The organism is Streptococcus sp. 4155, from assembly GCF_013276695.1.
Lineage (GTDB): Bacteria > Bacillota > Bacilli > Lactobacillales > Streptococcaceae > Streptococcus > Streptococcus pseudopneumoniae.
This window is the reverse complement of sequence record NZ_VMLM01000129.1, coordinates 1-6,993: the sequence shown is the minus strand read 5'-3', so window position 1 is coordinate 6,993 and position 6,993 is coordinate 1. Positions and strand designations below refer to the sequence as shown.

The 6,993-nt window shown below is 35.5% G+C and carries 10 protein-coding genes and 1 pseudogene; 9 read left to right on the top strand and 2 right to left on the bottom strand.

The genetic code is table 11. The features are described 5' to 3' along the window. Together dhaQ and dhaS are read right to left on the bottom strand one after the other, a co-directional pair. Positions 1–960 (bottom strand): DhaKLM operon coactivator DhaQ (gene dhaQ, locus HT715_RS11540; RefSeq protein ID WP_172922977.1); only part of this gene is annotated, 960 nt, incomplete at its 3' end. Continuing rightward, positions 957–1,487 carry a dihydroxyacetone kinase transcriptional activator DhaS gene (gene dhaS / locus HT715_RS11535; RefSeq protein ID WP_000168611.1) on the bottom strand — a complete coding sequence of 177 codons (531 nt, stop codon included), beginning with the start codon at positions 1,485–1,487 and terminating at the stop codon, positions 957–959. The genes dhaQ and dhaS, both read right to left, overlap by 4 nt. 153 nt (positions 1,488–1,640) lie before the next feature. Here dhaS and dhaK point away from each other — a divergent pair, with 153 nt between their 5' ends. The 9 genes and pseudogenes from dhaK to HT715_RS11505 form a co-directional block, all read left to right on the top strand. Then, the gene (gene dhaK, locus HT715_RS11530) at positions 1,641–2,630 is read left to right on the top strand and encodes a dihydroxyacetone kinase subunit DhaK (RefSeq protein ID WP_000720689.1); all 990 of its coding nucleotides are present in this window, start codon (positions 1,641–1,643) and stop codon (positions 2,628–2,630) included. A gap of 21 nt (positions 2,631–2,651) precedes the next feature. Next, positions 2,652–3,227, top strand: a complete 576-nt coding sequence (gene dhaL, locus HT715_RS11525) for a dihydroxyacetone kinase subunit DhaL (protein WP_000990807.1) — start codon at positions 2,652–2,654, stop codon at positions 3,225–3,227. Next, positions 3,227–3,601, top strand: coding sequence for a dihydroxyacetone kinase phosphoryl donor subunit DhaM (dhaM, locus tag HT715_RS11520; RefSeq protein WP_050208301.1), 375 nt, complete (start codon positions 3,227–3,229; stop codon positions 3,599–3,601). Before dhaL ends, dhaM begins: the two co-directional genes overlap by 1 nt. Positions 3,602–4,224: 623 nt before the next feature. Then, positions 4,225–4,956, top strand: a complete 732-nt coding sequence (locus tag HT715_RS11515; protein ID WP_054393039.1) for a hypothetical protein — start codon at positions 4,225–4,227, stop codon at positions 4,954–4,956. A gap of 288 nt (positions 4,957–5,244) precedes the next feature. Beyond that, complete coding sequence (locus tag HT715_RS12490; protein WP_050208323.1) at positions 5,245–5,424, top strand: hypothetical protein; 180 nt, start codon at positions 5,245–5,247, stop codon at positions 5,422–5,424. A gap of 112 nt (positions 5,425–5,536) precedes the next feature. Further along, positions 5,537–5,749 carry a hypothetical protein gene (locus HT715_RS12170; RefSeq protein ID WP_054393038.1) on the top strand — a complete coding sequence of 71 codons (213 nt, stop codon included), beginning with the start codon at positions 5,537–5,539 and terminating at the stop codon, positions 5,747–5,749. A gap of 48 nt (positions 5,750–5,797) precedes the next feature. Continuing rightward, positions 5,798–6,016 (top strand): hypothetical protein, encoded by a 219-nt coding sequence (locus tag HT715_RS12165; RefSeq protein WP_078374344.1) that lies wholly within the window; start codon positions 5,798–5,800, stop codon positions 6,014–6,016. 124 nt (positions 6,017–6,140) lie between these two features. Next, entirely contained in the window at positions 6,141–6,833 is a 693-nt protein-coding gene (locus HT715_RS11510) for a YjjG family noncanonical pyrimidine nucleotidase (protein WP_054393037.1), read from the top strand. A gap of 61 nt (positions 6,834–6,894) precedes the next feature. Next, positions 6,895–6,993: pseudogene (locus tag HT715_RS11505) on the top strand (uracil-DNA glycosylase); the annotation flags it as partial.

Genomic DNA, 6,993 nt, shown 5'->3' with positions numbered 1-6,993 from the left:
GAGCGCTTCTAACCATTGTTTATTTTTCGCAGGGCAAAGAGTTACGGATATACCTGCCATATCCAGACTGGTCATAAATGTTCCTGATTTTATAAATGTAATAGTGATTCCTTCAATTTCTAAGAGTTGAAGGAGATCATTGATAAATATACCCATTTCTAAGTTGCTGGTAGTGCCTAGATTATTTACAAGCAATATAAATTGATCACCCTTTTTCCAATGATAGTGCAATCTTAATTTACTTATAATTTCATTTGCAAGGATTTCCGATGATTGGAATGGGACGATACGATAGCCTTCTTCGCCATGTATCCCAATACCATAAGAAATATTTCCTTCTTCCAAGTTAAATAGTGGAAGGGTGGCTTGGGGGAGACTAGCCGATTTCGTTGCAAAGCCAATTGTTGCGATTTCGGTAGCAAGTTCATAACCTAAATTAGTTAGTTGCTCGATGTCAGCACCGTTCTGAGCCGCATATCCTAGGATTTTATGAAGTAAAATAGTCCCTGCAAGCCCTCTTCCTCTAATTTGAAATCTATTGTGAGGTTCAATAGAAATATCGTCGTGTGCTAGACTATAGCCGACCTTAATTCCTTCTTGTCTAGCAGTATTAATGGCCCAGCTAAATTCTTTGATGTCTGCTTCGAAATTTTTTACAATGATGAAGACACCGTGACCATTGTTTAAAAAACGAATGGACTCTAAGATTTCAGTTCTTGTAGGAGGAGTAAATAATTGGCCATAGATAGCAGCGGTAAGCATTCCTTCTCCCACATATCCAATATGCGCAGGTTCGTGACCGGAACCTCCACCCGCCAATATTGGAACCTGATGAGGATTGTGATTTTTTTGATAGACTAAAGGTAAGGTAGGGTGTTTTTCTAATTCAGGATGACTGCTGACAGTTGCTGAAATGTAACTTGAAATAATTTTCTGTTTATGATTTGAAATAAATGTCATTGTGGCCTCTTTCCAATAATTGTCATGATGAGATAGTCTGGTTGTGGAACTGGACTTTTTTTATTGACGCAAGCCTTCACGATTTCTGCTAGAGCATGTGAGTGATAATCTAGCAAAAAACAAGTATAAGCAGATGAATCGCTATCAATCTGACCATATTCTCTTAAAATTTTTGATACAAGCAAGCGACAGTAGCTGATAAAGTGGTCATAGAAGTTATTTTGCCCTTGAATATCAAAAAGTTGAATATAAAAATCACGCTCTTGTTCGAAATAAAGAAATAATTCTTGTAATAGTTTTTGGCCTGAAATGAAGTCCAAGTTATTGGTGATATACTCGGTTAAGTCAGTTTCAAATATCCAGTCTAGCAGTTCATATTTGTCAAGAAAATGATTGTAAAAGGTCTGTCTACGAATGCCAGCTGATTCCATGATATCTACAATGGAGATTTTATCAAATTCTCTAGTAGCTAATAGGTCTCTAAATGCCTTGGCAATCCGTTTTTTTGTAATGAGTGATGATGCCATAGGAAGCCTTTCTTTTACTTACTTCATTTTACCAAAAAAATGTTTGAAACGGGTTTAAAAGGGGACAAATAATAGAATCTGTCCCTTATCATCCAGCAATAAAAAGTATATAATGAAATCGAAAACAAAGGTAGATGCCGAAAGGAGTTTCTCATGAAAAAAATTATAAATGAACAGACACAAGTTGTTGATGAAATGTTGCAGGGGTTGTCATTCATGCATGATGACTTGGTTCAACGCTTAGATGGTTTTGATGTTATCGTTAGAAAGGCAGAAAAGACAGGAAAAGTTGGACTCATTTCAGGTGGAGGTTCAGGACATGAACCCAGTCATGCTGGATTTGTAGGAGATGGAATGTTGTCTGCTGCCATTTGTGGAGCAGTCTTCACTTCACCTACTCCGGACCAAATTTTAGAAGCCATTAAGGCGGCTGATGAAGGTGCTGGAGTTTTCATGGTCATCAAGAACTATTCTGGTGACATTATGAACTTTGAAATTGCACAAGAACTTGCTGAAATGGAAGGTATTGATGTAGCAAGTGTTGTGGTTGATGATGATATCGCTGTTGAAAATAGTCTCTATACCCAAGGCCGTCGAGGTGTTGCAGGTACTATATTAGTCCATAAAATTTTGGGGGCTGCAGCTCGTTCTGGTAAATCATTATCTGAAATGAAGGACTTGGCCGACAAACTTGTGTTAGAAATTAAAACAATTGGATTAGCTCTATCTGGCGCTACTGTTCCAGAAGTTGGGAAACCAGGATTTGTTCTAGAAGATGATGAGTTTGAATACGGAGTTGGTATTCATGGTGAGCCAGGATATAAAAAAGAGAAAATGCAGCCTTCCTCACAATTGGCATCAGAATTGGTTGAAAAATTATCCGAAGGTTTCCAACTTAAGGCTGGTGAACGCTATGGACTTCTTATCAATGGTTTAGGAAGCACTCCTCTTATGGAACAATACGTATTTGCAAATGATGTGGCTAAATTGCTCCATGAAAAAGGTGTTGAGTTGGCGTTTAAGAAAATTGGAAACTATATGACTTCAATCGATATGGCTGGTTTGTCATTAACATTGATTCGATTGGCAGATGATGAGTGGTTGGCTGCTCTAAATGCACCTGTTACTACACCAGCTTGGTAAAATTCAAGGAGGAAATGTCGCATGAATGCTGAACAAGCTCTTGAATGGATGAAGCTTTTTAATGAAAAGATTCAAGAACAGAAAGATTACCTTAGTGAGTTAGACACTCCGATAGGAGATGGAGACCACGGTGGAAATATGGCGCGTGGCATGGCTGCAGTTATGGAAAACTTAGAAGGAAAGCAATTTGAAACCAGCAGTGATGTGTTTAAACTTGTCTCAATGCAACTACTGAGTAAAGTAGGCGGTGCTTCTGGTCCTCTGTATGGCTCTGCTTTTATGGGCATGGCCAAGGCTGATTCTAATTCGAAAATAGAGGAAATCTTACAAAGCGGTTTGGATATGATTGTCAAACGTGGAAAAGCAGAAGTTGGAGAAAAGACAATGGTTGACGTTTGGACTCCTGTTATTGCTGCTTTGTCTGCTGGTCAATTGACTCAAGAGGTTATTGATAAGGTAGTGAATGCTACCAAAGATTTACTTGCAACTAAAGGAAGGGCGTCTTATGTAGGAGAACGTTCTCTTGGACATATTGATCCTGGATCATTCTCATCAGGATTACTCTTTACTGCTCTTTTAGAAACTGGGGTGGTTTAATGGGAAGTATTGGTCTTGTTATCGTTTCACATTCCAAAAACATTGCAGAAGGTGTCGTTGAACTGATTAGTGAAGTAGCTAAAGATGTTCCGATTACTTATGTAGGAGGAACCGAAGATGGAGGAATTGGAACAAGTTTTGATCAAGTAGATAGGGTTGTTTCCGAAAATCCAGCAGATACCTTATTAGCCTTTTTTGACCTGGGTTCTGCTAAAATGAACTTAGAAATGGTGGCTGATTTCAGTGATAAAAGTATCATGATCAATAGGGTTCCAATTGTAGAAGGTGCTTATACTGCAGCTGCTCTTCTTCAGGCTGGTGCAGAACTGTCAGTTATTCAAACACAGTTGTCTGAGCTTGAAATCAATAAATAAGGAATTTTACTATAACACTTTTTATAGGTGGGCTATTGATTATCTCAACTATCAAATTTTAAGTAAATAAAAAGGGATTGCTTTGGGCAGTTCCTTTTTATTTTAACAAGAGTAAACCTATAGTGTTTCTAAATTGTGAATCATTCAAAACTGATTGTGATGAGACTATTCTAGCTTTAGAATCCTTCAAAAATTAAAGTTTAAGGCAATCAATTACTTAGAAGAGTACGAAAACATTTAGTTTATAGGAATTCTAGACCTAGAATCACATGGATATTTATGAAGTTAGGGTATTCGATAGTTAGGATTGTTCTATTCTGAACGATTTGGGTTGTCAATCTTCTAGAATAGTAGTTTGCCAATGAATTTTGTTGAAAGATTCCTTGTTTTATGGTAGTCTAAAGTAAAAGAAAGCCCTACCATTATATTTGTATCTTTAATCTGACTTGGTTTAGGTCTAGAAGAGGGATAGATATTTTGGGTTTCCAAATAATAATAATAATATTTTCACTTGCAAAAAATGTATTTCGACTTTATCTAATGTAGAAGAAAGAAATATCATGAAACGTTTATGACTTGTTGGAAAGAGAATGTGAACTAAAAATAGATTTAGGAGTAGGTAGATGAGTAGTTTAGAGTCAATTCGTAAAGCGCATATCATCGTGTGGGGTGCCTATCTATTTTTATCATTAAGGGCGCCGCTAATTAGCAGCACAGAGTATTTCTTGCTTATTTTTTTAGCGTTTCTCTATTCAATAGTATCGCTACCTATATACTCTGTGAAGAATAAAATAGTATCTATTTGTCTGGCTATAAACTCAATTCTGTTAATGATTTTCCCGATTTTTATTAATAAATATTTCTCAGGAAACGTTTCTACTTATATCGTATTAATCAGTATTTTTATCCTGGAGTTCTTAATCTTTAATAAAATTGGTAGAGATTTTGATACTAGATTAGCTAGCGAGTATAGGAAAATCAGTCAGTTTAAAAGTAAGATGTCTCAATCTCCTTGGATAAAATATTTAGAGATTTCTAGTTTTATATTAACTATATTTCCATTTATTCTTCATGGTACAGTTGATAATCGTGTATTGGCTCTTATCTTTTTGATAAAAATTTGTGTAGATACTACGATAAAGGTTCTATTAAACAGAATTTTTAAGACAAGTAAGGTAATGAAAAGGAGGATATTTTCTCTTTTTGTACTAGATTTGATTGTCTATTTATTTTTAGGTTATGTTTTAGTGATACAAAAAGACGAATATCTGTTTTCAATTCTACTAATTTTTTCTAATTTCTCACTTCCCTTTATCAGAGAAAAAGAGTATGAATTATTTAAAAATAAGAAGTGAGATAGATATGGTTAAATCTTAGTTCTCTTTAAAATCAAATCAGGTAGAGAAAGGGTATTTTATCTAGGTAACAAAGTGCTTTAAACGCAGTCAACGATTACTGATTAGAGAACTATCCTAACCATGCAACGTTAAAGAGGAGAAATCTTATGAAACTCGTATTACCAAATAATTATGCTGCTATTGAGTAAGAAGAGATGAGGTGTCTTGATGGGGGATTATCCCTACATAAAGACGGGGGAATGTTACAGTAAACATAGCCACTGCTTATTTTATGGGGAATTAAATATGTTTAAACTAAGTGATAGAGTCAGAGTGGTCTTTGCTCTTTTAGGAGCAAGTTCCATATTAGTCAGCATGTATCTTATACCTTTTATTAAAACTGAGAATAAATTTTGGGAAATACTTTTATTTATATTAGGTGTATTGCTAATTGGAATTGCGTTACTAAATCCCCCAAAAAATTAAATTTTGGAAATAGAATTAGTGAGTAGGTAATCATTTATTGATTGGATTTTTAATGCTATTGATGAATGGGATGGAAAAAGTGACAATAAATTAAGAACAGGATGATAGCATTATGATGGTTGTTTTAATTTTGATGGTTGTGGTGTTTCTGTATTATGTAATTACAGAGTATTTTCAGAATGGTTATATTGACTGTATACTATTTCTAACATTGCTGATTTCTCATTTGATATGGAATTACTATTTTTTGCCCATTGAAGTCTTAGTAGCATTAAGTGGAGTAAATTTGTTGTCAAGATTTTTCAAAAAAATGAGAAGTCAATAGATTTGTTAGTGGATTATAAAGATGAAAGGTAAAATTGGGATATTTTAAATGAAACATTTTTTTGCTGGTATCGGAGAGATAAGATTTAGTAGTTATCTATTGTCTCTATGTGTAGGATTAGCCCCTCTTTTTTATATATATGTCATAGGTTTGGAAATGAGTTTTGTGAAGATAGTATTATCTATTTTGGGAGTCATATTTGTATGTATTTTAACTATTGCTCGAATTTATAGAAGATTTCTCTATAATAAAAATAAACTTGACTAGAATAGTATGAATTAGTTAATCAATTGGAACGATTATTCTTTGTGATACTATACCACTTTTAAGTTTTTACATTAAACAGCTGGCTGAAGTGAAAGTTGTTTATCTTAGAAAGGAAAACACCAAATTGTCCTACAAATTTCTACTCTTCGACCTCGACCACACCTTACTTGATTTTGATGCTGCTGAGGATGTGGCTTTGACACAACTTCTAAAAGAAGAAGGGGTTGCAGATATTCAGGCTTATAAAGACTATTATGTCCCTATGAACAAGGCTCTCTGGAAGGACTTAGAGCAAAAGAAAATCAGTAAACCAGAGCTGGTTAACACGCGCTTTTCTCGTTTATTTGCTCATTTTGGACAGGGAAAAGACGGTAGTTTTCTAGCCCAGCGTTACCAGTTTTACCTATCCCAGCAAGGGCAAGCTTTTTCAGGTGCTCATGAACTTTTAGATAGTCTCATCGAGCGTGATTATGACTTATATGCTGCGACAAATGGGATTACTGCTATTCAGACGGGACGTTTGGCTCAATCTGGTCTGGCACCTTATTTTAATCAAGTCTTTATCTCTGAACAATTGCAAACACAAAAGCCTGATGCTCTCTTTTATGAAAAGATTGGCCAACAGATTGCTGGATTTAGCAAAGAAAAGACGCTGATGATTGGAGATTCCCTAACCGCCGACATTCAAGGTGGCAATAATGCTGGGATTGACACGATTTGGTACAATCCTCATCAACTCGAAAATCCCACACAAGCCCAGCCAACCTACGAAGTCCATTCTTACCGAGACTTGCTGGATTGTTTAGATAAACTGTAAAAAGTGGTTTAGAAAGCCACTTTTTGCTATAATAGAGGCAGTAAAAACGAAGGAGTTGGCTATGGAACACTCGTCTTGGCATGCTTTGATTAAGGCGCAATTACCTGAGGGATATTTTGGGAAAATCAATCAGTTTATGGAGCAGGTCTATTCTCAGGGG

Bases quoted from the DNA above. Each gene is read 5' to 3' on its own strand.
- dhaM (WP_050208301.1), top strand. From the start codon at position 3,227: ATGGGAAGTATTGGTCTTGTTATCGTTTCACATTCCAAAAACATTGCA.
- HT715_RS12170 (WP_054393038.1), top strand. From the start codon at position 5,537: ATGATGGTTGTTTTAATTTTGATGGTTGTGGTGTTTCTGTATTATGTA.
- dhaL (WP_000990807.1), top strand. From the start codon at position 2,652: ATGAATGCTGAACAAGCTCTTGAATGGATGAAGCTTTTTAATGAAAAG.
- HT715_RS11515 (WP_054393039.1), top strand. From the start codon at position 4,225: ATGAGTAGTTTAGAGTCAATTCGTAAAGCGCATATCATCGTGTGGGGT.
- HT715_RS12490 (WP_050208323.1), top strand. From the start codon at position 5,245: ATGTTTAAACTAAGTGATAGAGTCAGAGTGGTCTTTGCTCTTTTAGGA.
- dhaK (WP_000720689.1), top strand. From the start codon at position 1,641: ATGAAAAAAATTATAAATGAACAGACACAAGTTGTTGATGAAATGTTG.
- HT715_RS12165 (WP_078374344.1), top strand. From the start codon at position 5,798: ATGAAACATTTTTTTGCTGGTATCGGAGAGATAAGATTTAGTAGTTAT.
- dhaS (WP_000168611.1), bottom strand. From the start codon at position 1,487: ATGGCATCATCACTCATTACAAAAAAACGGATTGCCAAGGCATTTAGA.